This window comes from Pseudomonas sp. TH21 (assembly GCF_016651025.1).
In the GTDB taxonomy this organism is placed as follows: Bacteria; Pseudomonadota; Gammaproteobacteria; order Pseudomonadales; family Pseudomonadaceae; genus Aquipseudomonas; species Aquipseudomonas aylmerensis.
Window position 1 is genome coordinate 4910763 of the sequence record NZ_JAEKEQ010000001.1, and the last position, 26980, is coordinate 4937742.

Here is a 26980-nt window from a genome sequence, read left to right on the forward strand (position 1 = left end):
CCTGGGTGATTCAGTCGCACCGCGCTGATGCGATCGCTGGCAAGCCGTCGCCTACAGGGACGGCGTTACCCCGGTAGATCAGCGCTTGCGCAGGATCACGCTACCGATCGAATAGCCTGCGCCAAACGAACTGAGTACCGCGACGGCACCCTTGGGCAAGTCGTCCTGGTAGGTGTGGAACGCAATCACCGAGCCGGCCGAGCTGGTGTTGGCGTAAGTATCGAGGATCACCGGCGCTTCTTCCACCGACGCTTCGCGGCCCAGCAGTTTCTTCACAATCAGGTGGTTCATGCTCAGGTTGGCCTGGTGCAGCCAGAAGCGCTTCACGTCTGCCACGTTCAACTGGTTTTCTTCCAGGTGCACACCGATCAGCTCGGCGACCATCGGGCAGACATCGCGGAACACTTTGCGGCCTTCCTGCACGAACAGCTTGTCGGGCGCGCCGATGCCCTCTTCCGCCGCGCGGTTGAGGAAGCCGAAGTTGTTGCGAATGTTGTTCGAGAACTTGGTCAGCAGCTTGGTGCTGACCACGTCGAACTGGTGTTCGGAGGTGGCCAGGTCGGCACGCTCGAGGATCACCGCGGTGGCGGCGTCGCCGAAGATGAAGTGGCTGTCGCGGTCACGGAAATTCAGGTGGCCGGTGCAGACTTCCGGGTTGACCATCAGGATCGCCCGCGCCTGGCCCAGCTGGATGCTGTTGGCGGCGTTCTGGATGCCAAAGGTCGCCGAGGAACATGCCACGTTCATGTCGAAACCGAACCCTTCGATGCCCAGGGCTTCCTGGACTTCGATGGCAATGGCCGGGTAGGCGCGCTGCAGGTTGGAGCAGGCGACGATCACGCCGTCGATGTCGGCGGCGGTCTTGCCGGCGCGCTGCAGGGCCTGTTCGGCAGCGCCGACGGCCATCTGGCAAAGCACCGACCACTCGTCATTGCTGCGCTCGGGCAGACGCGGGGCCATGCGCTGCGGGTCGAGAATGCCGTCCTTGTCCATGACAAAGCGGCTCTTGATGCCCGAGGCTTTTTCGATAAAGGCGGCGCTGGATTCGGTCAGCGGCTGAACGTCACCACGCTCGATGGCGGCGGCGTTGTCGGCGTTGAACTGCTGCACGTAGGTATTGAAAGACTGCACCAGCTCTTCGTTGGAGATGCTGTTGGCCGGGGTATACAGGCCAGTGCCGCTGATGACGACGTTATGCACGGTCGTTCCTCTAAATCTGTCAGGCAGAAGATATTGGTACCGTCGTACCAAACTGTAAGTCGTTCGATTCCGTCCAGCGGCATCAAACTGGCAACGCTTTATTCCATCGCGCCGTGGCTGTACGCCAGCCCATCCCGACGATCCCGGCATTTATAACCGCGAAGTTTGCCACAAACCCCAGGATTTGGCGCCATGTGCCCGATAAACCTGCTGTGCAGTGGGATTGGCCCTGTGGCAAGCAGGCTTGTCTTGATGAGCGGCCTTGTTGTGGCTGGCGAGCCTGTGGTGGCAAGCAGACTTTTTGTGGTGAGCAGGCTTGTTGTGGCGAGCAGGCTTGCCCTGCGTTGGGCTGCGCAGCAGCCCCAGTCCAACCTCCTCGGTCTGCCAGATAGATCCGGTGAGCTATTTTTGGGGCTGCTTCGCAGCCCAACGCAGGGCAAGCCTGCTCACCCCAACAAGCCTGCTCACCACAAAAAGGCCACTCACCCCCAAGAAAACCCATCTGCCACAACAAGCCGGCCAGCCTTAGCAAGCCCGCTCACCACAATTTCAAGCCTCGACCAGGCTCCATTGCTTGCTCAGGCGCTTGTCGGAAATCGGCACTTTGGTGCCGAGTTGCTGGGCGAACAACGACACCCGATACTCCTCCAGCCACCAGCGATAGAGCTCCAGCTGCGGGTCGCGCTTGCCTTCCTGGGTGTGTTTGTTCAGGCGGTTCTGGTATTGCGCCCACAGGCCGCTCAGTTCGGTGCTCCACACCCGATCCTTTTGCACCTGGCTCGGCAGTTTCTCCAGACGCAATTCGATGGCCTTGAGGAATCGCGGCAGCTCCTTGAACCACTGCGCCGGGGTTTCGCGCACAAAACAGGGATACACCAGGTTACTCAATTGTTGCTTGATGTCGTTGAGGGCCACCGCCTGGGCCAGGTCGATCTTGCCCTTGAAGCGCTTTTGCAGGCCGTGCCAGAGTTTCAACACCTCCAGGGTCAAGCGTGCCAGGCGTTCGGCATGTTCGGTCCAACTGCCACGCTTGCGTTCGGCCAACGCGGCGAGGCCGGCGCCGTCACGCGGCAAGCTGGCTTCGCCTTCCAGCACGCAGCTGTCGAGGCTGGCCAGCAGGATGTCTTCGACCAGCGCGTCGATGCGCCCCAGTTCGCGGTACATCAGGCCCAATTCAGTGAGGCCGGGCAATTTGCCGCGCAGGAATTTCGCCGGTTCCGCCAGTTGCTGCATCAGCAGGCGCTGCAACGCGCGGCGATGCTGGAACTCGGCTTCGGCAGCGGTGGAGAAACGCCCTTCCTTGACCGTGCCGTTTTCCTCCACGAGCGCCGGGTAGACGGTCATCGACAGGCCGGCGATGTTCTGCTGGGTCTTCTCGGCCACCGCGGCGAACACCTTGGCCTCCACCGGCTGCTGGCTCTTCGCCGTCTGCGGTACCGCCAAGGCCGCTTGGCTGGCTTGCGCAAAACGTGCCGTCAGCTCGGCCAGGTCGCGGCCTTCGCCGAGGAACTTACCCTCGCCATCGACCACTTCCAGGTTCATCTTCAGGTGGCTGTCCACCTGCTGCGCGGCCTCGGCCCAGGCTTCATCGCTGACCCGTGCGCCGGTCATGCGCAGCAGTTCCCGGCCCAGGGCCTGGGGCAGCGAGCCCTGGCCGAATTCAATGCGCTGCAACGCCGCCTTGACGAAATCCGGCACCGGTACGAAGTTCTTGCGCAACGCCTTCGGCAAGTTGCGCACCAGGGCGATACATTTGGCTTCGATCACCCCGGGCACCAGCCATTCCAGGCGCTCCGGCGGCAACGCCGGCAGCAGCGGTGCGGGGACGCGCAGGGTTACGCCGTCGCGTGGATGATTGGGCTCGAAGTGGTAACTCAAGGCCAGCGCCAGGTCGCCCAGGTGCAGGGTGTCCGGATAATGCGCGGCGGTGACCTCGCTGGCCTCGCGGGCCAGCACGTCTTCTTCGCGCATGATCAGCAGCTGCGGGTCTTTCTGGCTGTTGACCTTGTACCAGCTGTCGAACGTGGCGGTCTGGTGGATCTCCGCCGGCAGGCGCGCATCGTAGAAGGCGTACAGGGTTTCTTCGTCGGCGAGGATGTCGCGCCGGCGCGCCTTGGCCTCCAGCTCATCGAGCTGTTCAAGCAGTTGCTGATTGGCCGTGAGGCACTTGGCCCGCGACTGAATTTCGCCACGCACCAGGCCTTCTCGGATAAACAGCTCGCGCGACACCACCGGGTCAATCGGCCCGTAATGCACCGGACGACGCCCGACCACGATCAGCCCGAACAGGGTGATCTGTTCAAAGGCGACGACCTGGCCGCGCTTCTTTTCCCAATGCGGTTCGAAGTGGTTTTTCTTGATCAGGTGCCCGGCCAGCGGCTCGATCCAGTCGGCATCGATCTTCGCCACCATGCGCGCGTAGAGCTTGGTGGTTTCCACCAGTTCGGCGGTCATTAGCCATTGCGGGCGCTTCTTGCCGATGCCCGAGGACGGGTGAATCCAGAAGCGTCGCTGGCGTGCACCGAGGTAATCGCCTTCTTCAGTCTTCTGGCCGATCTGGCTGAGCAGGCCGGACAGCACCGCCTTGTGCAGTTTCGGGAAGTCCGCCGGTTCTTTATTGACGGTCAGCTGCATGTCGCGGCAGATCAGGCTCAACTGGCGGTGGGAATCGCGCCACTCGCGCAGGCGCAGATAATTCAGGAAGTTCTTGCGGCACCAGTTGCGCAGCGGGCTGGCGGTCAATGCCTGGCGCTGCTCTTCAAAGCCGCGCCACAGATTGACCAACCCGGCGAAGTCCGAGTCGGCGTCTTTCCACTGAGCGTGCGCCTGGTCGGCGGCTTGCTGGCGTTCCGGCGGACGCTCGCGCGGGTCCTGGATCGACATGGCGCTGGCGACAATCAACACTTCCTGCAGGCTGCCGAGCTTGGCCGCCTCCAGCAGCATGCGGCCCATGCGCGGGTCCACCGGCAGGCGCGCCAGTTGGCGGCCCAGCGGCGTCAACTGGCTGTTGCGGTCTACCGCCGAGAGTTCTTGCAGCAAATTGAAACCGTCGCTGATGGCCTTGCCATCCGGCGGTTCGATAAACGGGAAATCGGTGATCTCGCCCAGGCGCAGGTGCAGCATCTGCAGGATCACGGCGGCGAGGTTGGTACGCAGGATCTCCGGGTCGGTGAATTCCGGACGGGCGATAAAATCCTCTTCGCTGTACAAGCGCACGCAGATGCCCGGCTCAACCCGCCCGCATCGGCCCTTACGCTGGTTGGCACTGGCCTGGGAAATCGCCTCGATCGGCAGGCGCTGCACTTTGGCGCGGTAACTGTAGCGGCTGATGCGCGCGGTGCCGCTGTCGATGACATAGCGGATGCCCGGCACGGTCAGCGAGGTTTCGGCGACGTTGGTCGCCAGTACCACGCGCCGTCCAGGGTGGGACTGGAAAATCCGCTGCTGTTCGGCCGGCGACAGCCGCGCGTACAACGGCAAAATTTCGGTGTGCTTGAGCTGAGCCTTGCGCAGCATCTCGGCGGCGTCACGGATCTCGCGCTCGCCAGGCAAAAACACCAATACGTCGCCGGGGCTGCGGCGCTCGCTGCGCTCATAGGCGGCAATTTCATCGAGGGTGGCGAGGATCGCCTGGTCGACTGTCAAGTCGTCCTCGACGCGGTTGCCCTCCTCGTCTTGCTCCAGGGTCAGCGGGCGGTACCAGGTATCGACCGGGAAGGTGCGGCCCGACACTTCGACAATCGGTGCATCGTCGAAATGTTTGGAGAAACGCTCCAGGTCGATGGTCGCCGACGTGATGATGACTTTCAGGTCGGGGCGACGCGGCAGCAGGGTTTTCAGGTAACCCAGCAGGAAGTCGATATTGAGGCTGCGTTCGTGGGCTTCGTCGACGATGATCGTGTCGTAGCGTTCCAGATACCGGTCGTTCTGGGTTTCGGCGAGCAGGATGCCATCGGTCATCAGCTTGATCAGGGTGTTGGAATCGCTCTGGTCTTCAAAGCGCACCTGATAACCGACCAGCGCGCCCAATGGCGTCGCCAACTCTTCGGCAACCCGGCTGGCAACGCTGCGCGCGGCAATCCGGCGCGGCTGGGTATGGCCGATCAGGCCGTACTGGCCGCGGCCGATCTCCAGGCAGATCTTCGGCAACTGGGTGGTTTTACCCGAGCCGGTTTCACCGGCAATGATCAGCACCTGATGCTTGTTCAGCGCATCCTTGATCTCGTCACGCTTGGCCGCAATCGGCAGGCTGTCGTCGTAACGAATCACCGGCAGGCTGGCGCGCCGTGCCGTCACCTGGGCACAGGACGCCTGCATGCGCGTCACCCACTGCGCCAACTTCTCCTCGTCGGGTTTCTTGCGCAGCTCGAGCAACTGCCGCCGCAAGCGGTGGCGGTCGGCGAGCATGGCGTGATCGAGGTTTTTCAGCAGTTGGTCGATAGCGGGCGCTTGGTCAGTCATCAGGGCGGCAAGGGTCTTTTGGGTGAGGCAGGTGAGGCCTGCGCAGCATTAATCAATGGTATGGAGGGGATTGTCGCAGATTTCGCCACGGCAGGAGACGCTCCATCACTTTGCAATGGTCCCTGTCCCGCCCCCAGTAACGACTTTTACTACAAGGCTTTGAGCGCCCTTCACACTGTTAAAAAGAGAAAGTCCGATTTGATCGGTGAGATACGCAGGCTTCAATGAATCGCCGGAAACCTCAAGCAAATCAAAATATTCCCCATTCAAAACGGAGCTTAATATGCCAATCGATTCTGTCACGCCGCGCCTGCCGAGTTACCAGGAATCTATCGATGCCCAACCACGCTCGGCAAAAACCCAGCCACCGCCAAGCTATGAATTCCCTCCGGCCTATACCGAAAAGCCGTCATCAACATCCGCCAGCCGCCAAGCCTCATCGGAGCGCCCAACAAACCTGACGGCGAATCGAATCTCGGAGTTCCACTCTAGAAGCCAGGCCAATCGGGGAATGAACTTCATGAGCGGTCTATGACGCGCAAAAATCAGGAAGTCGCCTGATTGAATGTTGCGCCGAACACAAGGGGGCGGGCCAATTACAGCATGTGATGTTTGAAGTCACGACTCTTGCTCCCTTGACGGCAGGCTGACGCGTCACTCACGCGCCAGCTTCAGTCTTCGCCCACGGCGACATTTACTACAACACTGAGTGGATCATTCTGTGTTTTCAACAGCAGAAGTCCGATGGGATGGAGGGCATAGGAAAGGTTAAATGAGACTTCCAGACAACAACTTCCATTTTTAACGTGAACCGGAGCTTCCATGCTGATCCCGCCGACCACTACGCGCCCAGATAACCCGCCCTCTTACGCTGTAGTAATGAGCCCTGAGAGCCCGCCGCCCTACGAACATCTTCCGAGCTATGCGCAAGCAACTGGCACGCCCTCTAACGCTGGAGTAATGCGCCCTGAGAGCCCGCCGCTCTATGAACCTGCGCAAGCAACAGGCATTCAGCCTTCGCCCCGTAATAGCCATGATCCATCCGCGCCGGCCACCAACCTGACGGCGAATCGAATCGCAAACAGCGTTACGAACGGACTGATGAGCCTCTTGTCTCGCGTTTAAAATGAAAGCTCACGATTAAGCCCACTTGGTAAATCACGCTACTTTCTGGTTTCACATTACCTAGAACTATTGGCACCCAGTGCCTGGGTGCCAATAGTGCATAATCGACTGGAACACGGACACAACCTTGCACTACCGGTACTCCTACTTAGAGTACCAGCAGCTCAAGGCCTTCAACACTTGCAATTACGCTAGAGCAAACTCCTCACTTTGGTAAAAAGGATATATCTTTATTGGTATTAAGCAATATATCGCTCCAGTTGCTCAGGCGGTTCCTGTTTTGTTCGCTGGGGTTATGAAGTTGGCCATGGGCAGACTCTTTATGCAGATCCTGCATTGACCCCTTATACTGTTCTTGATTTGCCTTGAGCGCGTTGTTGATCCGAAATTTTTGCGTGGGATCAGTGGTTGTTTCGCTGCGGTCAAGCAATGTTATTCTTCGCTCCAACAAGCCCGCAGGCCTATCAAGTAATTGCCTGTCGACGGCGTTCTGTGGAAAAACCTTGGGAAGGCTATCGAGAGTGTTAAGCACTTTCTGCGCCTTCTCACGCTCCTGGTGTCGAGGTGAAGCGCTGGGTGCCCCCCAGGAGCTCTCCGACGGTTTTACCGGCGCCATACTTTGGGTTTTATTAGAAAAAGAATGCTCACCATAAGTGGCCACACGATGGGGTGAAAAACGATCTATAGGCATAAACACCTCCGCCCGCTGAGATTAATAATTGACTGACAGCAACTAAATTTAGTTGTGAAACCTTTGAGAGGCCATCAGACTTATCTCAATAGACCGTACTACCTTTCAACGCGGCGGTAATAAAACCGCTTATCAGAACATTCACACCGCAACGGTTAGCAACCTTATATAACGCACTGCCAAGCAAGCATTAAAACAGGCACGGGCATTCTCAACACCTTGTTCAAAACCCACCCCATCACATAAAAACATCTGACCGCACAGGTGGTTACTCAAATAATGACCTGTGCGTCATGACTCTCTTTACGCCGATACGGAAACACGTCAATCACCTTCCCCGCGCGAATCGCGTCCTGCAAACCTTTCCAGTAATCGGCGTTGTACAACTCGCCATGCAGTTCATTGAACAACTTGCGCTGGCCCGCATCGGCGAACAGGAACGGTGGAAATTCTTCCGGGAACACGTCCAGTGGGCCGATGGAGTACCAGGGTTCGGAGGCCATTTCGTCCTCGGGCGTGCGCGACGCAGGAATATGGCGGAAGTTGGCTTCGGTGAGAAAGCAGATTTCATCGTAGTCGTAGAACACCACGCGGCCGTGGCGGGTGACGCCGAAGTTCTTCAGCAGCATATCGCCGGGGAAGATATTCGCCGCCGCCAGTTGCTTGATCGCCAGGCCGTAGTCTTCCAGGGCTTCGCGCACCTGGGCGTCGTTGGCGTTGTCGAGATAAAGGTTGAGCGGGGTCATGCGCCGTTCGGTCCAGCAGTGGCGAATCAGCACAGTGTCGCCTTCGACTTCGACGGTGCCGGCGGCGACTTCGAGCAGCTCGGCCAGGCACTCCGGCTCGAATTTGCTCAAGGGGAAGCGGAAGTCGGCGAATTCCTGAGTGTCGGCCATGCGCCCGACGCGGTCGACGCTTTTGACCAGGCGGTACTTCTCGATCACCGTGGCGCGGTTGACATTTTTCGACGGCGAAAAGCGGTCCTTGATGATCTTGAACACGGTGTTGAAGCCGGGCAGCGTAAACACGCTCATGACCATGCCACGCACGCCGGGGGCCATGATAAAGCGGTCGTCGGTGGTCGCCAGGTGGTTGATCAGCGCGCGGTAGAACTCGGATTTGCCGTGCTTGTAGAAGCCGATGGAGGTGTACAGCTCCGCAATGTGCTTGCCCGGCAGGATGCGCTTGAGAAAACCGATGAATTCCGCCGGCACCGGCACGTCGACCATGAAGTAGGAACGGGTAAATGAAAAGATGATCGACACATCGGCTTCGTCGGTGATCAGTGCATCAATCTGGATGCCCTGCCCTTCACGGTGCAGCAGCGGGATCACCAACGGCCACTGCTCGTCGCGGGTGTAGATACGTCCTACAAGGTAGGCGCCCTTGTTGCGGTAAAGCACCGAGGAAAACAGCTCGACGTTGAGGTCCGGGTCCTTGCATACCCAGTCCGGCAGGTTTTCGCGCAGTTGCACTTCGAGGCGGCGCAGGTCGGCGGCGAGGTCCGCGTAGGGTTCGCTGAAACGGTAATCGGCGAAGATCTGCGCCAGCATCTCGGCGATCTGGCCGCCCGGCGTATACGTGCGCGTCTGCGCCGCCCGTGCCCGGCGCAGGCTGGGCCGGGTGGTGTGGATAAACATGCAGCCATCGCTGATCAGGTCATGGCTGAAAAGGCCGCAGAAAATCGAGTTGTACCAGGTCTCGGACAGCTCATCGTCGAAACGCAGGTCGATCAGGCCGATGTAGGCGCTTTTCACCAACGGCCACACCTCGATATCGAGCAATGCCGCGTCGGCAAAATTCGCCCGCAGGCGTGCGGTCACCTCGCCGACCTTCTCTTCATACAGGTTGATACGCGCCGCCGAGGCCGCCTGCCCCAATTGCCACTGGGCCTTTTCGAAACGCTCGCGGGCACCGTCGGTGATCTGGCGAAAGTGCTCACGGTAGTCGTCGAACCCTTCAAGGATCGTGCGGGCAATGGCGAGTGCAGGCGTGGTGAGCGACATGCGGGAAACCTCGAACGGGCATCGGGAAGCCCTGAGCTTAGCCAGTGCAGGGAGAGAGGAGAAGGGCCACTTTCAGCGCCCTGTTGTACAACTTCGTTCACTTTGTACATTTATTTTCAATTTATTTATTTCGACTGTACGGTCAATAAACGCACCCAAAAGTCGCACGCCGTTTTCACTCCAGGCCTTCATCGACGTGGCCTGCCAGCGTGAACCAGGAAAATCGCGCGGCGCCTCGAGGGTACATCCCCTAGCAGAGCTTTGGATCCAACTAAGGGAAACCCTGATTACCACCTTGATGGCACTTTGATATATAGCGCGCCCTTTCCCACCCTAACAAGGTCCAAAGACCGATCCGGGATCAGGTTTTAATTGCCCAAGGAGCATTGAGATGTCATTGAGGAATATGAAAATCGGCCTGCGTGCCGGATTGAGCTTTGGGGTATTGGCCAGTCTGCTGGTAATTGTCGGCCTGTTTGGCCTGGGTCAGATGGCCAAGCTGCGCGAGAGCGCGCTGGTCATCGAAGACGCCTGGATGCCGAGCATCGAGAACGCCCACGACATCGCCGCCTACGTCGCCAACATTCGCCTGGAAGGCCTGCGCCTGGTCACCACCGACGAATCGCGGATACGCGACACCAGCCGGGCCTTGATCACGCGCAACACCAGTGAATTGCAAGCGCTGCTGGAGCGTCACGAAAGCCTGCTGAACAACGATGCAGAGCGTGAAATGCTCCAGCAGGCAAAAAGCAATGTGGCGACCTACCTGGGCACCGTCGGCCAGATGGTTGCCCTGGTCGACAAGGACCAGCAACAAGACGCCATCGACCTGCTGAACGTGCGCCTGGCGCCCCAGGGCATGGCCCTCAACCAGAATTTGGAAGACCTGATCGCGTTCAACCAGAAAGGTGTCGAAGCGGCAGCCGACGCGGCTGCCGAGACCTACTCGAGCGCGCAGTGGGTTGTCGGGCTGATCATCGGGGTCGCGCTGATCGCCACCTTGCTGCTGGCGTGGCTGCTGACCCGCAGCATCACTGCGCCGCTCGGCCAGGCGTTGATCGTGGCGCGTACCATCGCCGACGGCGACCTCAGCCAGCCGATCGTGGTGCACGGCCATGACGAGCCGGCGCAACTGCTGGGCGCCCTGGCGACCATGCAGGAACAGTTGCAAAGCACCATTCGTGGCATCAGCGAATCCGCCCAACAACTGGCTTCCGCCGCCGAGGAGATGAGCTCGGTGATGGAGCAGAGCACCCGTGGCCTGCAGGCACAGAACGACGAGATCGAACAGGCCGCGACGGCCGTGACCGAAATGAGTTCGGCAGTGGACGAGGTGGCCGGCAACGCAGTGTCCAGCGCCGAAGCCTCCAAGGCTTCCGATGAAGACAGCAAGCACGGCCACTACCAGATCAGCGAAACCATCAGTTCGATCCAGAACCTGGTGGATGAAGTGCTCGGCGCGTCGAACAAGGCCGAAGGCCTGGCCGTGCAGGCCCAGGACATCAGCAAAGTGCTGGAAGTGATTCGTGGCATCGCCGGGCAAACCAACCTGCTGGCGCTCAACGCCGCCATCGAAGCCGCCCGTGCGGGTGAGGCCGGACGTGGTTTTGCGGTGGTCGCCGATGAGGTGCGCTCGCTGGCGCAGCGCACCCAGGACTCCACCGAAGAAATCGAGCAGATGATCACCGGCATCCAGCAAGGCACCCAGGACACCGTCGACGCGCTCAACAGCAGTGCCGAACACGCCGGCCAGACGCTGCAGCGGGCCAACAGTGCGGGCAGCGCGCTGGAAAAAATCACCGCGGCGATCTCGCAGATCAGCGAGCGCAACCTGGTCATTGCCAGCGCCGCCGAGCAGCAGGCGCTGGTGGCGCGTGATGTGGACCGCAGCCTGGTGAACATTCGCGACCTGTCCACCCAGACCGCCGCCGGCGCCACGCAGACCTCGGCGGCCAGCCAGGAACTGTCGCGCCTGGCGGTGGACCTCAATGGCATGGTGACGCGGTTTATCCTTTAAACAGTGATTGTGCAGGGCCAAGTCACTGGGCACACTCGCGGCCTTGTTCGCGTAGGAGTTTTCCGTGAGACCTGTCGACACCCTGTACCTGCTCGGGCTCGCTGCCATCTGGGGCGCGAGTTTTCTGTTCATGCGCATCATCGCGCCGGAGATCGGCAGCGTGCCGACTGCGTTTTTCCGCGTGTCGATTGCCGCCGCCGGGTTGCTGGTCATCCTGTCGCTGATGCGGGTGAGCTGGGATTTCCAGGGCAAGTTCAAGACGGTCCTGCTGCTGGGGGTGATCAACTCCGGGATCCCGGCGACCATGTACTCGGTGGCGGCACAGGTGCTGCCGGCGGGTTACTCGGCGATCTTCAATGCCACCACGCCGCTGATGGGCGTGCTGATTGGCGGGCTGTTCTTCAGCGAGCGCCTCACGCCTTCGAAAGTCGCCGGGGTGTGCCTGGGCCTGCTGGGCGTGGGCGTGCTGACCCGCGCGGGGCCGGTGGCGTTTGACCTGGAGTTGTTGATGGGCGCGCTGGCCTGCCTGCTGGCGACGACCTGTTATGGGTTTGCCGGGTTCCTGGCACGGCGCTGGCTGGACCAGCGCGGTGGCCTGGACAGCCGCCTGTCGGCCTTGGGCAGCATGCTCGGCGCCACCCTGTTCCTGTTGCCGTTCTTTGCCTACAGCGCGATCAGCCAGCCGCCCGCCAGTTGGGGTGGGTGGCAGGTGTGGTTGTCGCTGCTGGGGTTGGGACTGGTGTGCACGGCACTTGCCTACATCCTCTATTTCCGCCTGCTGTCATCCATCGGGCCGGTCAAGTCGATGACCGTGACCTTCATGATTCCGCCATTCGGCGTGCTGTGGGGCGCGTTGCTGCTGGATGAGCCGCTGTCGATGGCGCACGTGTATGGCGGGGTGTTGATCGCGGGAGCGTTGTGGCTGGTCTTGCGGCCGAAAAAAATCCTGTAGGAACCCGGCTTGCCGACGATGGCGTTCATCGCCGGCAAGCCGGGCGCCTACAGGACGGGGTGGTGTCAGGCCTTACGGAAGACGAACACCAGGCCGATGATGATCAATCCCATCCCCAGCAGGCTCAGCAGCGCGAGCCGGTTGCCGAAGATCAGGTAGTCCATCACCGCCGTTACCGCCGGCACCAGGTAGAACAGGCTGGTGACATTCACCAGGTTGCCGCGGGCGATCAGGCGGTACAGCAAAAGTGTCGCCAGCAATGACACCACCACGCCCATCCACAGTACCGGTAGGTAAAAGCCGGCGTTGTGTTCAAAATGGAACGGCTGGAACGGCACAAACACCGAACACAGCAGCAAGCCCGCCAGGTACTGCACGGGCAGCGTGCCCAATGGGTTGTCGGTGATGCGCTTTTGCATGATCGAGCCAAAGGTCATGCTCGCCAGGGCCAGCAGCCCGAACAGCATCCCGGCCAGGGACATGCCCGCCAGCCCGATGCCCTGGTAGACCACCATGATCAACCCCGCCAGGCCCAGCCCGAGGCCGAACAGCCGCCGCCAGGAACGCTGGCGCTCCATCAGCACCACCGTGAGGATCGGCTGCACGCCCATGATGGTGGCCATCATCCCGGGCGTGACTTTGAGGTCCAGGGCCAGCAGGTAGAAAATCTGGTACGCCCCCAACAACACCAGCCCGGTCGCCGCCGCGTACAGCATCGGCTTGCCGGGGCGCGGCAATTGCAACTTGAGGATCGGCACCAGGAACACCAGGCCCACCAGGGCGATGGCAAAACGGATGAGCAAAAACGCAAAGGGCGAAGCATGGGCCAGGCCCAGCTTGGAGAAGATCGCCCCACTGCTCCAGAGCAGGACGAACAGGCTCGTCGAGGCCGCCGCGGCCACGGATTGTTTCGAAATGACAGACATGGTTACCACCTGTAATCAGGCAAAAAAGCCAATTCAGCTGAAGCTGAAACTCAGTAGGTTTTTTTCAGGCAGGCAGAGGGGCACAGCGAATCGCTGATCAGCCCGAAATGCCAACACCCGGCGGTGATACGACTGCGTACACCGGCGTGCTACTGACAGGTGGGGGGTAGTGGCTGATCTGCGCAGGCTGCTTGTCCTCGCACGGCACGACCGCAGCGTTGACCGCTGAATCGACTACCGCTATGCGCAAGGAAGCTGGCATGTGCTGATCTTTTTGAAGGGATAAAGACGCGCCGACTATACCCAGCCGGCGACAGGTATGGCAATGACTTGGCCAACGCGTTTTTGCCTGGCGCAGTTTTCACAGTGATGGCGTGGGGGCGTCGCTATAATGCGCCCGATTTTTTTCCAAGGATTTCCCATGCTCGCATTGCCCTGGCTGTACCTGGCGCTTCTTTCCATTGGCTATGTGATGGCCCTGGCCTACGGGCAACTCGGCGCGCTGGCGCTGGTGTCCGTGGCCCTGCTGCTGATCGCCGGGTACGCGGTACGCCAGCAGCGCACGCCGTGGGCCCGTTACCTCGGTCATGGTTTGTTTATCGTCCTCGCCGTGAGCCTGGCCATGCACTGGCTGCCGGGGTTCTACAACGGGCGCGGCATCGGCTCGCAGCAATTCAGCCCCGACGCCGTGCCCTTCTCGATGTACCTGAACCAGGACAAACCGCTGATCGGCTTCTGGCTGCTGTTGGCCTGCCCGTGGATTGTGGCGCGGCGCAGCCTGCGCCTGTCGTTGTGTGTCACGGCCCTGGCCCTGACCCTCACGGCCATTGCTGCACTCGGTGGCGCCGCCTTGCTGGGGGTGATCAGTTGGGCGCCGAAATGGCCGGAACAGGCCTGGCTGTGGGTGCTCAACAACCTGCTGCTGGTGACCCTGGTGGAAGAGGCACTGTTTCGTGGCTACATCCAGGGCGGCCTGCGCCAGCGCTTCCAGCATCTGCCTTACGGCGAGAACCTGGCGCTGTTGCTGGCTTCACTGCTGTTCGGCCTGGTGCACCTGGGCGCGGGCTGGCACTGGGTGTTGCTGGCGAGCATTGCCGGGGTCGGATATGGCCTGGCCTATCGCTTCGGTGGCCTGGGTGCAGCGATTGCCACGCACTTTGGCTTGAACCTGCTTCACTTCGGGTTGTTTACCTACCCGATGCTGGCGGGATGATTGTTGCAAAAATAAGTTAAATAAATGCCCGCCATGGCCGATACCCCCTGAAAGCCTTGCGGATTGAACAATCATGCGTAATAACCAACCCGTTACCCAGCGCGAACGTACCTTCCCCGCTCAGCAACGGTTGATCTCCACCACGGATGCCAAGGGTGTGATCACCTACTGTAACGACGCGTTTGTCGAGATCAGTGGGTTCACCCGCGAAGAGCTGCTTCGCGCGCCGCACAACCTGGTGCGTCACCCGGATGTACCGGCAGCGGTGTTCGCGCACATGTGGTCCACGCTCAAACAAGGCTTGCCATGGATGGGCATCGTCAAGAACCGCTGCAAGAGCGGCGATCACTACTGGGTCAACGCCTATGTGACGCCGGTCTTCGAAGGCAACCAGGTGGTCGGCTACGAATCGGTGCGCATCAAGCCCACCTCCGAGCAGATCCGCCGTGCCGAAGCGCTCTATCAACGCATCAACCAGGGCAAGTCGGCCATTCCCCAGCGCGACAAGTGGCTGCCGGTGCTGCAGGACTGGCTGCCGTTTATCCTGGTGAGCCAGCTGAGCTTCATGATCGGCGCCTCGCTCAACTCCCACTGGGGCTTCGCCTTGGCGGCCGGGCTGTCGGTGCCATTGGGCCTGCTGGGCCTGAGCTGGCAACAACGCGGCCTCAAGCGCTTGCTGCGCCTGGCCGAGCAGACCACGTCCGACCCGCTGATCGCGCAGATGTACACCGACAGCCGGGGTGCCCAGGCGCGCCTGGAAATGTCGATCCTCAGCCAGGAGGCGCGTCTGAAGACCTGCCTCACGCGCTTGCAGGACACGGCCGAGCACCTCAACGACCAGGCTGCACAGTCCAACACCCTGGCGCATAACAGCTCTTCCGGCCTGGAGCGCCAGCGCGTGGAAACCGAGCAGGTGGCCACGGCAGTCAACCAGATGGCCGCGACCACCCAGGAAGTCGCCAGCCACGTGCAGCGCACCGCCGATGCCACCCAGGAAGCCAATCGCCTGACCGGCCGTGGCCGCGATATCGCCGGGGAAACCCGCGAGGCGATCCAGCGCCTGTCGGTGGCCGTGGGCGAGACCGGCGTGACCGTCACCCAACTGGCCAAGGACAGCGATGAAATCGGCGGCGTGGTCGACGTGATCAAAGGCATCGCCGACCAGACCAACCTGCTGGCGCTGAACGCCGCCATCGAAGCGGCCCGCGCCGGTGAGATGGGCCGTGGCTTTGCGGTCGTGGCGGATGAAGTCCGCCAGTTGGCGCAACGCACCGCCGAGTCCACCGGGCAGATCCATGCCCTGATCGCCAAGCTGCAGCAAACTGCCGCGGCCGCCGTGCAAACCATGGACGCCGGGCATCGCCAGGCCGAAGAAGGTGTGGCACGGGTGATGGAAGCGGACCAGGCGCTGGTCGGCATCAGCGAAGCCGTGGCGCACATCACCGACATGACCACCCAGATCGCCGCCGCGACCGAAGAGCAAAGCTCGGTGGCCGAAGAGATCAGCCGCAATATCAGCACCATTGCGCTGCTGGCGGACCAGACCTCGGAGCAGGCGTTGAACTCGGCGCAGTTGAGTGAAGAGCTGACGCATACCGCCAATACCCAGTACTCGCTGGTAGAGCGGTTTAACCGATAGATCGCTATCGCAGGCAAGCCAGGTCCCACATTCGACGGTGTTCACACATCAAAATGTGGGAGCTGGCTTGCCTGCGATGAGGCCCTAAAGGCCAGCAAGAAAGCTTGAGACCTTCACCGCCGCAGCCTCCAGATGCTGCTCATGACTGAAGCCCGATGCCTTCAACGGCTTCAAGTCATGATCCCCCGCCACCAGCCACATCACCTCGATGCTCGGCGACAAGCCATACCCCTCCACCGCCGCCCGATTGCCCAACGCATCGCGCTCGCCCTGCACGATCAGGGTCGGCGTCTTCAGCCCGGCCAAGTGCTCGACCCGTGGCTTCTCTGGCTTGCCCACCGCATAAAACGGATAACCCAGGCACACCAGCCCATCGGCGCCCAGTTCATCCGCGACTAAACTGGCCATCCGCCCGCCCATGGATTTGCCGCCAATCGCCAGTTTCCCAGCGACATGACGTCGCACCTCGGCATGCACCTCGCGCCACGCCTCCAGCAGTTTCGGCGCCGGGTTCGGCGGGCGTTTAACGCCGTCTACCCGGCGCTGGGCCATGTACGCAAATTCGAAGCGCAACACGTTCACGCCGTGCCCGGCAAGGCGTGCAGCCATGTCGTTCATGAACGATGAGTCCATCGGTGCGCCGGCGCCGTGGGCCAGGATCAATGTGACAGGTGCCCCCGACGCCTCGCCCGCCGCGACATCCCACAGCCAGCCGCGTTCGCGCACACAGTGCGCCCATTGATCCCCGTCAATACTGGCCTTGTGCTCTTTGCCCATGCTTGCCTCGCTTTTTAGTCTGCCTATAACTCCAGCCCAAGTGCCGCATCTGCTTGGGTTGAACCGTGGATGGGGAACCATGAACACTACTTTAAGTACCGCCTATAACTACAAGGTGGTCCGCCAATTCGCCATTATGACGGTGGTGTGGGGCATCGTCGGCATGGGGCTCGGGGTTTTTCTCGCTGCCCAATTGGTTTGGCCTGCGCTCAACTTCGACCTGCCCTGGACCAGCTTCGGCCGCTTGCGCCCGCTGCACACTAACGCGGTGATCTTCGCCTTCGGCGGCTGTGCGCTGTTCGCCAGCTCCTTCTACTCGGTGCAACGCACCTGCCAGACACAGCTGTTCGCGCCGAAAATCGCCGCGTTCTGCTTCTGGGGCTGGCAATTGGTGATCCTGCTGGCCGCGATCACCTTGCCGCTGGGCTACACCAGTTCCAAGGAATACGCCGAGCTGGAATGGCCGATCGACATCCTCATCACCATCGTCTGGGTGGCCTACGCCATCGTGTTTTTCGGCACGGTGATGAAGCGCAACACCAAGCACATCTACGTCGGCAACTGGTTCTTCGGTGCGTTCATCATCACCGTGGCCATCCTGCACATCGTCAACAACCTGGAAATCCCGGTCAGCCTGACCAAGTCCTACTCGCTGTACGGCGGTGCGACGGATGCCATGGTGCAGTGGTGGTACGGACACAACGCGGTAGGCTTTTTCCTCACTGCGGGCTTCCTGGGGATGATGTACTACTTCGTGCCCAAGCAGGCCGAGCGTCCGGTGTACTCCTATCGCCTGTCCATCGTGCACTTCTGGGCGCTGATCACCCTGTACATCTGGGCCGGCCCGCACCACCTGCACTACACCGCGCTGCCGGACTGGGCACAGTCGCTGGGCATGGTGATGTCGCTGGTCCTGCTGGCACCGAGCTGGGGCGGCATGATCAACGGCATGATGACCCTGTCGGGCGCCTGGCATAAGTTGCGCAGCGACCCGATCCTGCGCTTCCTGGTGGTCTCCCTGGCGTTCTACGGCATGTCGACCTTCGAAGGCCCGATGATGGCGATCAAGACCGTCAACGCCCTCTCCCACTACACCGACTGGACCATCGGCCACGTACACGCCGGCGCCCTCGGCTGGGTGGCGATGATCTCCATCGGCGCGCTGTACCACATGATCCCGAAAATCTTCGGTCGCGAGCAGATGTACAGCCTCGGCCTGATCAACGCGCACTTCTGGCTGGCCACCATCGGCACCGTGCTCTACATCGCGTCGATGTGGGTCAACGGCATCGCCCAGGGCCTGATGTGGCGTGCGGTCAACGAAGACGGCACCCTGACCTACTCCTTCGTCGAAACCCTGGTGGCCAGCCACCCTGGCTTCATCGTGCGGCTGGTAGGCGGTGCGGTGTTCCTCAGCGGCATGTTCCTGATGGCTTACAACACATGGCGCACCGTGCGCTCGGCGCAACCCGCCGAAGCCGCCACCACTGCGCAGCTGGCCTGAGGAGTCTGTGATGAAACACGAAACGATTGAAAAGAACGTCGGCCTGTTGATGCTGCTCATGGTGCTCGCCGTGAGCATCGGCGGCCTGACCCAGATCGTCCCGCTGTTCTTCCAGGACGTGACCAACAAGCCGGTCGAGGGCATGAAGCCCTATACCGCGCTGCAACTGGAAGGCCGCGACATCTACATCCGCGAAGGCTGCGTACAGTGCCACTCGCAGATGATCCGCCCGTTCCGCGCCGAGACCGAACGCTACGGCCACTACTCGGTCGCCGGCGAAAGCGTGTGGGACCACCCGTTCCTGTGGGGCTCCAAGCGCACCGGCCCGGACCTGGCGCGCGTCGGCGCACGCTACTCGGACGACTGGCACCGCGCGCACTTGTACAACCCGCGCAACGTGGTGCCCGAGTCGAAGATGCCGGCCTATCCGTGGCTGGTCACCGCCGCCGTCGACAGCAGCCACACCGAGACCAAGTTGAAAGTGATGCGCACCCTCGGCGTGCCGTACACCGACGACGACATCAGTGGTGCGGTCGCCAGCCTAAAGGGCAAGACCGAGATGGACGCCCTGGTGGCGTACCTGCAAGTGCTCGGCACCGCCATCAAGAGCAAGAGGTGAGCCATGGGATTTGAATTCGATGCAGGCACCATCCGCGGCCTCGGCACGCTGGTGGTCGCCATCGCCTTTATCGGCTTGTCGCTGTGGGTGTTCAACAACCGGCGCAATGCGGAATTCGAGCAGGCGCGCCTGCTGCCCTTCGCCGATGAACCCACTCCATCCGACGCTCAAGAAGAGCCTGCAACAAGGAGCAACCGGCCATGACCCTATTCTGGAGTACATGGATCTGCGTACTGACCCTCGGCAGCCTGATCGGCCTGACCTGGCTGTTGATCGGCACCCGCAAGGGCGAGACCAAGGGCAGCGTCGACCAGACGATGGGCCACGCCTTCGATGGCATCGAGGAATACGACAACCCGCTGCCCCAGTGGTGGTTCATGCTGTTCGCCGGCACCCTGGTGTTTGCCGTCGGCTACCTGATCCTCTACCCGGGCCTGGGCAACTGGAAAGGTGTGCTGCCGGGCTATGAAGACGGCTGGACCCAGACCAAGGAATGGGACAAGGAAATGGCCAGGGCCGACGCCAAGTTCGGGCCGATCTTCGCCAAATTCTCGGCCATGCCGCTGGAAGAGGTCGCCAAGGACCCGCAGGCGCTGAAGATGGGCGCACGCCTGTTCGCCTCCAACTGCGCGGTGTGCCACGGCTCGGATGCCAAGGGCGCGTTCGGCTTCCCGAACCTGGCCGACAACATCTGGCGCTGGGGCGGTTCGGCCGAGGCGATCAAGACCACCATCCTCAACGGCCGCCACGCGGCGATGCCGGCCTGGGGTGACATGCTGGGTGACGAGGGGGTGAAAAACGTCGCCGCCTATGTGCGCCACGACCTGGCCAAGTTGCCCTTGCCGGCCGACAGCAGTGCCGACCTGGCTGCGGGCCAAACCGCGTTCAACACCACCTGTGTCGCCTGCCACGGTCCGCAAGGCCACGGTATGGAAGCGATGGGCGCACCTGACCTGACCAAACCGGCCGGCTATATCTACGGCACCAGCCTCGCGCAGTTGCAGCAGACCATCCGTCACGGCCGTCAGGGCCAGATGCCGGCACAGGAAGTGCTGCAGGGCAATGACAAGGTGCACCTGCTGGCGGCATACGTGTATAGCCTGTCCCATCAATAGCAGGCGGTGAGCGGGAAGTTTTAAGCTTCAAGCTTCAAGCTTCAAGCTTCAAGCTTCAAGCTTCAAGCTTCAGGCTTCAGGCTTCAAGTGTCAGGCTGCAAGAGAAGAGCTCCCAACTTGGATCTTGCAGCCGTTTTTTCCTGCGGCATGCAACTTGCCGCTTATAGCTGCCGCTCTGCGTCAGTTCGTCACACCCTTCCAAAGCACCACTTTCCCCCCCTGCCAATCGGGTCTACGCTTCCTTGCACAGTGGACCGGTTCAGAGCGCACGGCGTTGCCCGCTGCGGCCTGTGAAAATTCTTGTCCACTCGATCAGCTTTCGATTTCGGATTTTGTCCCTACGCAAAACATGGAAAGGGCGCAGAATCTGGCGTGGAACGCATTGATACAGGTCAGTCATTGCGTTGCAATGGCCCCTCGCTTTCTACATACTTGCGGCCGATTTTACCTATAAAAAAACCTAAACCGTGGAACCTTAGAATGAGCACAGCAATCAGTCCGACTGCTTATAACTATAAGGTAGTCCGCCAGTTCGCCATCATGACGGTGGTCTGGGGGATCCTTGGCATGGGGCTCGGGGTGTTCATCGCCTCGCAACTGGTCTGGCCGGAATTGAATTTCGGCCTGCCCTGGACGACCTTCGGCCGCCTGCGCCCGCTGCACACCAACCTGGTGATTTTCGCCTTCGGCGGATGTGCATTGTTTGCCACCTCCTACTATGTCGTGCAGCGCACCTGCCAGACGCGACTGATCTCCGACAGTCTCGCGGCCTTCACCTTCTGGGGTTGGCAAGCGGTCATCGTCAGCGCCATTGTCACCCTGCCGCTGGGCTACACCACCACCAAGGAATACGCCGAGCTGGAATGGCCGATCGCGATCCTGCTCGCCATCGTCTGGGTGACCTATGCGGTGGTGTTCTTCGGCACCATCGTCAAGCGCAAGACCAAGCACATCTATGTCGGTAACTGGTTCTACGGTGCCTTCATCCTGGTCACGGCGATGCTGCACATCGTCAACCACGCTTCGTTGCCGGTGAACCTGTTCAAGTCCTACTCGGCCTATGCCGGGGCGACGGATGCGATGATCCAGTGGTGGTACGGCCACAACGCCGTGGGTTTCTTCCTGACCACCGGTTTCCTCGGGATGATGTACTACTTCGTGCCGAAACAGGCCGAACGTCCTATTTACTCGTACCGCCTGTCCATCGTGCACTTCTGGGCGCTGATCACCCTGTACATCTGGGCCGGCCCGCACCACCTGCACTACACCGCGCTGCCGGACTGGGCGCAGTCGCTGGGCATGGCAATGTCGATCATCCTCCTGGCCCCGAGCTGGGGCGGCATGATCAACGGCATGATGACCCTGTCGGGCGCCTGGCATAAGTTGCGCACCGACCCGATCCTGCGCTTTCTCGTGGTCTCGCTGGCGTTCTACGGCATGTCGACCTTCGAAGGGCCGATGATGGCGATCAAGACCGTCAACTCGCTCTCCCACTACACCGACTGGACCATCGGCCACGTTCATGCCGGCGCCCTCGGCTGGGTGGCGATGATCTCCATCGGCGCGCTGTACCACATGATCCCGAAACTGTTCGGCCGTGCGCAGATGCACAGCGTCGGGCTGATCAACACGCACTTCTGGCTGGCCACCATCGGCACCGTGCTCTACATCGCCTCGATGTGGGTCAACGGCATCACCCAGGGCCTGATGTGGCGTGCGATCAACGATGACGGCACCCTCACCTACTCCTTCGTCGAAGCGCTGCAAGCCAGCCACCCGGGCTACATCGTCCGCGCCCTGGGCGGTACGTTCTTTGCCGCCGGCATGCTGTTCATGGCCTACAACGTCTGGCGCACCGTGCGTGCCTCCGACCCTGCAGAAGCCGAAGCCGCCGCCAAGATCGCCGTTGTGGGAGCCCACTGATGAAGCATGAAGTAGTCGAGAAGAATATCGGCCTGCTGGCCTTCTTCATGGTCATCGCCGTGAGCATCGGCGGCCTGACCCAGATCGTCCCGCTGTTTTTCCAGGACGTGACCAACAAGCCGGTCGAAGGCATGAAGCCGCGCACCGCGCTTGAACTGGAAGGCCGCGACGTCTACATCGCCAACGGCTGTGTCGGCTGCCACTCGCAGATGATCCGCCCGTTCCGCGCCGAGACCGAACGCTACGGCCACTACTCGGTTGCCGGCGAAAGCGTATGGGACCACCCGTTCCTTTGGGGTTCCAAGCGCACCGGCCCGGACCTGGCCCGTGTCGGCGGGCGTTACTCCGATGACTGGCAACGTGCGCACTTGTACAACCCGCGCAACGTGGTGCCTGAGTCGAAAATGCCGGCGTACCCATTCCTCGTGGAAAACAAGCTCGACGGCAAGGACACCGCGAAGAAGATGGAAGTCTTGCGCACCCTGGGCGTGCCCTACACCGACGAAGACATCGCCGGTGCCGCTGCAGCCGTGAAGGGCAAGACTGAAATGGACGCATTGGTGGCCTACCTGCAAGGCCTTGGCACCATCATCAAAAGCAAACGGTGACCTACATGGATATCGGGATGATTCGAGGCCTGGGCACCGTTGTAGTGATGGTGGCCTTTGTCGGCCTGGCGCTGTGGGTGTTCAGCCCGCGACGCAAGTCGGAGTTTGACGACGCGACCATGCTGCCCTTTGCGGATGATCCCGAAGCCATCAAGCACGTCGAGCAAGCTTCTAGGAGTAACAAAGAATGACTACGTTCTGGAGTCTGTACGTCACAGTCCTCAGTCTGGGTACCATTTTCGCCCTGACCTGGCTGCTGCTGTCGACCCGCAAGGGCCAGCGCGCCGAGCAGACCGACGAGACCGTCGGCCACTCGTTCGACGGCATCGAGGAGTACGACAACCCGCTGCCCAAGTGGTGGTTCATGCTGTTCGTCGGCACCATCATTTTCGCCCTCGGTTACCTGGCGCTCTACCCCGGCCTGGGCAACTGGAAAGGCCTGCTGCCGGGCTACAACTACCTCGACAACGACAAGCAAACCCCCTTCGCCAACGGCCAGACCGGCTGGACCGGCGTGCACGAATGGGAAAAGGAAATGGCCAGGTCGGACGCCAAGTTCGGGCCGATCTTCGCCAAATTCGCGTCGATGCCAATTGAGGAAGTCGCCAAGGACCCACAGGCCCTGAAGATGGGTGGCCGCCTGTTCGCCTCCAACTGCTCGGTCTGCCACGGCTCCGACGCCAAGGGTGCCTATGGCTTCCCCAACCTGACCGACGCCGACTGGCGTTGGGGTGGCGAGCCGGCCACCATCAAGGAAACCATCATGAAGGGCCGCCATGCGGTGATGCCGGCCTGGCTGGATATCCTCAAGGAACAGGGCGTGGCCGATGTGGCTGCCTTCGTCGTCACCAACCTCGATGGGCGCAAGCTGCCGGAAGGCACCAAGGCCGACGTGGCCAACGGCGAGAAACTCTTCGCCGCCAACTGCGTGGCCTGCCATGGCCCGGCCGGCAAAGGCACCCCCGCCATGGGCGCACCCGACCTGACTCACCCGGGCGCGTTCATCTACGGCTCGAGCTTCGCGCAACTGCAGCAGACCATCCGCTGGGGCCGCCAGGGCCAGATGCCTGCGCAGGAGCAACTGCAGGGCAACGACAAGGTGCACCTGCTGGCGGCGTATGTGTACAGCTTGTCCCATGGGGACAAGAAGACTGAAGAGCAGTAAGCCTTAGTCATGACAAAGCCCCGAATCACGGGGCTTTGTCGTTTCTGGCTGCTGCCATTTCAACGGCCGAATGCTCAACCGCTCGTAATATCGAGCTTGTCGCCCACCGCCACAAAGTAGTAACGTAACTACATTAAATCTACCGAAGGGGGGATGCCCATGACTATCACCACCATTTCCAGTCGGGAATTCAACCAAGACACAAGCGGTGCCAAAAAAGCCGCCCGTCAGGGGCCGGTTTTTATCACTGATCGCGGCAAGCCAGCCCATGTACTGCTAAGCATTGAGGACTACCAGAAACTGACAGGTCTGAATGTCGACATCGTTGACCTGTTGGTGATGCCGGAAGCGGCCGAAATCGACTTTGAAACCGAACGTGCCGTGGTCACTCACCGCCCCGTGGACTTCTCTTGAATGTACCTACTCGACACCAACGTAATCTCTGAACTTCGTAAACCTCAGGCTGACGCAAGAGTGGTCGCCTGGGCAAAAAGCGTTATCGCCCCGCGCATGTTTATCTCAGCAATTACGCTGAAAGAACTGGAAACCGGCGTACTGCGGATGGAGCGCCGAGACCCGGCCCAGGGGAAAGTGCTGCGTACGTGGCTCAAACGTCATGTAATGCCAGCGTTCGATGCCAGAATATTGCCGGTTGATGCCGCCGTTGCGCTGCGCTGTGCCCATTTACAGGTGCCGGACCAAGCTAACGAAAGTGACGCATTGATTGCCGCAACTGCGCTGGTGCATGGGCTCACCGTGGTGACGCGTAACATCAGCGACTTCAAGTCCAGTGGTGTTGCCCTGATAAATCCGTGGGACGAATGACCTGCTCACCGGCAAAAACCGTCCATACTTCTCAAGTCAATTGATCCAGGTCACGTACACCATCAATTGATTTCCCCCAACGCGACCAAAGGTCGCACCCTTTGCGCACTGTCGGGGGCGTATCATTAGGCCACTGCAACACCCTTAATTTGACCCCGGTTGGCACGTACTGGCCGAGGCAAATCTCCACCGCCGTGGGATGCAATGATGAGCAACCAGATACCGGTACATGACGTTACCCCGCCTGCCAAAAACGCCAGTCAATCCGTCGACCTTTATGCGTCGCGAGAGAAAATCTACACCCGCGCCTTCACCGGCCTGTTCCGCAACTTGCGCATGCTCGGTGGCGCCGGCCTGTTCCTGCTCTACTTCGGCACGGTGTGGCTGAACTGGGGCGGACACCAGGCAGTGTGGTGGAACCTGCCGGAGCGCAAGTTCTTCATTTTTGGCGCAACCTTCTGGCCCCAGGACTTCATCCTGCTCTCGGGCATCCTCATCGTGGCGGCGTTTGGCCTGTTCTTCATCACGGTGTACGCCGGCCGCGTGTGGTGTGGGTATACCTGCCCGCAAAGCGTGTGGACGTGGATCTTCATGTGGTGCGAAAAAGTCACCGAAGGCGACCGCAACCAGCGCATCAAGCTCGATAAAGCGCCCATGGGCATCAACAAGTTCCTGCGCAAATTCAGCAAGCACACCCTGTGGCTGTTGATCGGGTTTGTCACGGGCATGACCTTTGTCGGCTACTTCTCGCCGATCCGCGAACTGGTGTTCGACTTCTTCACCGGCCAAGCCGATGGCTGGTCGTATTTCTGGGTCGGGTTCTTCACCCTCGCCACCTACGGCAATGCCGGCTGGCTGCGCGAACAGGTGTGTATCTACATGTGCCCGTATGCACGCTTCCAGAGCGTGATGTTCGACAAGGACACCCTGATCGTCTCCTACGACCCCCGCCGTGGCGAAGTGCGTGGCCCGCGTAAAAAAGGTGTCGACTACAAGGCCCAGGGCCTCGGCGATTGCATCGACTGCACGATGTGCGTGCAGGTCTGCCCCACCGGCATCGACATCCGCGACGGCCTGCAAATCGAGTGCATCGGTTGCGCCGCCTGCATCGATGCCTGCGACAACATCATGGACAAGATGGAGTACCCGCGCGGCCTGATCAGCTACACCACCGAGCACAACCTGTCCGGGCAGAAGACCCACAAATTGCGCCCGCGCCTGATCGGTTACGCGCTGGTGTTGCTGGCGATGATCGGCCTGCTGGTCGGGGCGTTTTTCATGCGCTCGCTGGTGGGTTTCGACGTCAGCAAAGACCGCGTGCTGTACCGCGAAAATGCCGAGGGCCGGATCGAAAACGTCTACAGCCTGAAGATCATGAACAAGGACCAGCGCGACCACACCTACGTGCTCGACGCCGCCGGCCTGCCGGATCTCAAGCTGCAGGGTCGGCGCGAAATCAAGGTGGCCGCCGGCGATATCGTCAGCATGCCGGTGGAGCTGTCGAGTGCACCGGAGCAGTTGCCGTCGAGCACCAACGAGGTGACCTTCATCCTGCGCGATGCCGATGACACCAGCGTCCAGATCGAAGCCAAGAGCCGATTCATCGGCCCACAAGTCCGTTAAACAGAGAGCATGAGAATGTCCGTAGCTACTGCCGCAAGCCCCTGGTACAAGCACCTCTGGCCCTGGATCATCATTGGGATCCTGGCCTGCTCGGTGACCTTGACCTTGTCCATGGTGACCATCGCGGTGAACAACCCGGACAATCTGGTCAACGACAACTACTACGAGGCCGGCAAAGGCATCAACCGCTCACTGGACCGCGAAATGCTGGCCCAGACCCTGCAACTGCGCGCCAAGGTGCATCTGGACGAACTGACCGGCGAAGTCGACGTGCACCTGACCGGCAACAGCAACCCGGCGACCCTGGAACTGAACCTGATCTCCCCGACCCAGCCGGAAAAGGATCGCAAGATCAACCTGGCCCGCAGCGACAGCGAAGCCGGCCGCTACATCGGCCAGGTCACCGACAAAGTCGAAGGCCGTCGTTTCGTCGAGTTGCTCGGCGTGGAAGGTGACCGCACCTGGCGCATGTTCGAAGAAGAACAGGTCAGCCACGACAAGGACTTGCTGTTGGGTGATGAGCCACTGCAGGGTGCCGAAGACCTGAAAAAATAATCCACCTGCGCTTCGCGCATCGCCGGCAAGCCGGCG

22 protein-coding genes are annotated in these 26980 nt (G+C 60.9%); 16 read left to right on the forward strand and 6 right to left on the reverse strand.

Annotation, left to right across the window (positions count from 1 at the left end; all coding sequences use genetic code 11):
- Positions 1-78 precede the first annotated feature (78 nt).
- The 4 genes from JFU04_RS21610 to aceK form a co-directional block, all read right to left on the reverse strand.
- On the reverse strand, positions 79-1200 hold the full coding sequence (locus JFU04_RS21610) for a beta-ketoacyl-ACP synthase III (protein ID WP_065909636.1): 1122 nt from the start codon (positions 1198-1200) through the stop codon (positions 79-81).
- Positions 1201-1749: 549 nt separating this feature from the next.
- Positions 1750-5661 carry an ATP-dependent RNA helicase HrpA gene (gene hrpA, locus JFU04_RS21615; protein ID WP_201145685.1) on the reverse strand — a complete coding sequence of 1304 codons (3912 nt, stop codon included), beginning with the start codon at positions 5659-5661 and terminating at the stop codon, positions 1750-1752.
- Between the two features lie 1330 nt (positions 5662-6991).
- Positions 6992-7477, reverse strand: a complete 486-nt coding sequence (locus tag JFU04_RS21620) for a hypothetical protein (protein ID WP_162946123.1) — start codon at positions 7475-7477, stop codon at positions 6992-6994.
- 272 nt (positions 7478-7749) lie between these two features.
- Complete coding sequence (gene aceK / locus JFU04_RS21625; RefSeq protein ID WP_201145686.1) at positions 7750-9483, reverse strand: bifunctional isocitrate dehydrogenase kinase/phosphatase; 1734 nt, start codon at positions 9481-9483, stop codon at positions 7750-7752.
- 406 nt (positions 9484-9889) lie between these two features.
- On the opposite strand from aceK, the gene JFU04_RS21630 reads away from it, so the two are divergent.
- Both JFU04_RS21630 and JFU04_RS21635 read left to right on the forward strand, forming a co-directional pair.
- A complete protein-coding gene (locus JFU04_RS21630; protein ID WP_446739701.1) occupies positions 9890-11500 on the forward strand; it encodes a methyl-accepting chemotaxis protein in 1611 nt (536 codons plus the stop codon).
- Between the two features lie 64 nt (positions 11501-11564).
- Positions 11565-12452 (forward strand): EamA family transporter, encoded by an 888-nt coding sequence (locus tag JFU04_RS21635; protein ID WP_201145688.1) that lies wholly within the window; start codon positions 11565-11567, stop codon positions 12450-12452.
- Positions 12453-12517: 65 nt separating this feature from the next.
- Here JFU04_RS21635 and JFU04_RS21640 read toward each other — a convergent pair whose 3' ends face one another.
- Positions 12518-13378, reverse strand: coding sequence for a DMT family transporter (locus JFU04_RS21640; protein WP_065909624.1), 861 nt, complete (start codon positions 13376-13378; stop codon positions 12518-12520).
- Between the two features lie 421 nt (positions 13379-13799).
- Between JFU04_RS21640 and JFU04_RS21645 the strand changes: the two genes are divergently transcribed.
- Positions 13800-14591 carry a CPBP family intramembrane glutamic endopeptidase gene (locus JFU04_RS21645; RefSeq protein WP_201145689.1) on the forward strand — a complete coding sequence of 264 codons (792 nt, stop codon included), beginning with the start codon at positions 13800-13802 and terminating at the stop codon, positions 14589-14591.
- Between the two features lie 73 nt (positions 14592-14664).
- A complete protein-coding gene (locus JFU04_RS21650; RefSeq protein WP_065909619.1) occupies positions 14665-16230 on the forward strand; it encodes a methyl-accepting chemotaxis protein in 1566 nt (521 codons plus the stop codon).
- Positions 16231-16314: 84 nt separating this feature from the next.
- On the opposite strand, the gene JFU04_RS21655 is transcribed toward JFU04_RS21650, so the two are convergent.
- A complete protein-coding gene (locus JFU04_RS21655; protein ID WP_065909618.1) occupies positions 16315-17007 on the reverse strand; it encodes an alpha/beta family hydrolase in 693 nt (230 codons plus the stop codon).
- 79 nt (positions 17008-17086) lie between these two features.
- On the opposite strand from JFU04_RS21655, the gene ccoN (JFU04_RS21660) reads away from it, so the two are divergent.
- The 12 genes from ccoN (JFU04_RS21660) to JFU04_RS21715 all read left to right on the forward strand — a co-directional run bounded on the left by ccoN (JFU04_RS21660) (position 17087) and on the right by JFU04_RS21715 (position 26944).
- A complete protein-coding gene (gene ccoN, locus JFU04_RS21660) occupies positions 17087-18511 on the forward strand; it encodes a cytochrome-c oxidase, cbb3-type subunit I (RefSeq protein ID WP_065909616.1) in 1425 nt (474 codons plus the stop codon).
- A 10-nt stretch (positions 18512-18521) separates the two neighbouring features.
- Positions 18522-19130 (forward strand): cytochrome-c oxidase, cbb3-type subunit II, encoded by a 609-nt coding sequence (gene ccoO / locus JFU04_RS21665; RefSeq protein ID WP_038847986.1) that lies wholly within the window; start codon positions 18522-18524, stop codon positions 19128-19130.
- A gap of 3 nt (positions 19131-19133) precedes the next feature.
- Positions 19134-19334 carry a cbb3-type cytochrome oxidase subunit 3 gene (locus JFU04_RS21670; protein ID WP_065909612.1) on the forward strand — a complete coding sequence of 67 codons (201 nt, stop codon included), beginning with the start codon at positions 19134-19136 and terminating at the stop codon, positions 19332-19334.
- Complete coding sequence (gene ccoP, locus JFU04_RS21675) at positions 19331-20245, forward strand: cytochrome-c oxidase, cbb3-type subunit III (RefSeq protein ID WP_065909608.1); 915 nt, start codon at positions 19331-19333, stop codon at positions 20243-20245. The genes JFU04_RS21670 and ccoP (JFU04_RS21675) overlap by 4 nt, the downstream gene beginning before the upstream one ends.
- 480 nt (positions 20246-20725) lie before the next feature.
- Positions 20726-22168 (forward strand): cytochrome-c oxidase, cbb3-type subunit I, encoded by a 1443-nt coding sequence (gene ccoN, locus JFU04_RS21680; protein ID WP_065909606.1) that lies wholly within the window; start codon positions 20726-20728, stop codon positions 22166-22168.
- Complete coding sequence (gene ccoO, locus JFU04_RS21685; RefSeq protein WP_003193167.1) at positions 22168-22776, forward strand: cytochrome-c oxidase, cbb3-type subunit II; 609 nt, start codon at positions 22168-22170, stop codon at positions 22774-22776. The genes ccoN (JFU04_RS21680) and ccoO (JFU04_RS21685) overlap by 1 nt, the downstream gene beginning before the upstream one ends.
- A 5-nt stretch (positions 22777-22781) precedes the next feature.
- On the forward strand, positions 22782-22967 hold the full coding sequence (locus tag JFU04_RS21690; protein ID WP_005790274.1) for a CcoQ/FixQ family Cbb3-type cytochrome c oxidase assembly chaperone: 186 nt from the start codon (positions 22782-22784) through the stop codon (positions 22965-22967).
- On the forward strand, positions 22964-23941 hold the full coding sequence (gene ccoP / locus JFU04_RS21695) for a cytochrome-c oxidase, cbb3-type subunit III (protein ID WP_065909604.1): 978 nt from the start codon (positions 22964-22966) through the stop codon (positions 23939-23941). Before JFU04_RS21690 ends, ccoP (JFU04_RS21695) begins: the two co-directional genes overlap by 4 nt.
- Positions 23942-24100: 159 nt before the next feature.
- Entirely contained in the window at positions 24101-24355 is a 255-nt protein-coding gene (locus JFU04_RS21700) for a type II toxin-antitoxin system Phd/YefM family antitoxin (protein WP_065909603.1), read from the forward strand.
- Positions 24356-24766, forward strand: a complete 411-nt coding sequence (locus JFU04_RS21705) for a type II toxin-antitoxin system VapC family toxin (RefSeq protein WP_065909602.1) — start codon at positions 24356-24358, stop codon at positions 24764-24766.
- A 207-nt stretch (positions 24767-24973) separates the two neighbouring features.
- Positions 24974-26389 (forward strand): cytochrome c oxidase accessory protein CcoG, encoded by a 1416-nt coding sequence (gene ccoG / locus JFU04_RS21710; RefSeq protein WP_065909601.1) that lies wholly within the window; start codon positions 24974-24976, stop codon positions 26387-26389.
- 15 nt (positions 26390-26404) lie between these two features.
- Positions 26405-26944, forward strand: coding sequence for a FixH family protein (locus JFU04_RS21715; protein WP_201145690.1), 540 nt, complete (start codon positions 26405-26407; stop codon positions 26942-26944).
- The last annotated feature ends 36 nt before the right edge of the window (positions 26945-26980 follow it).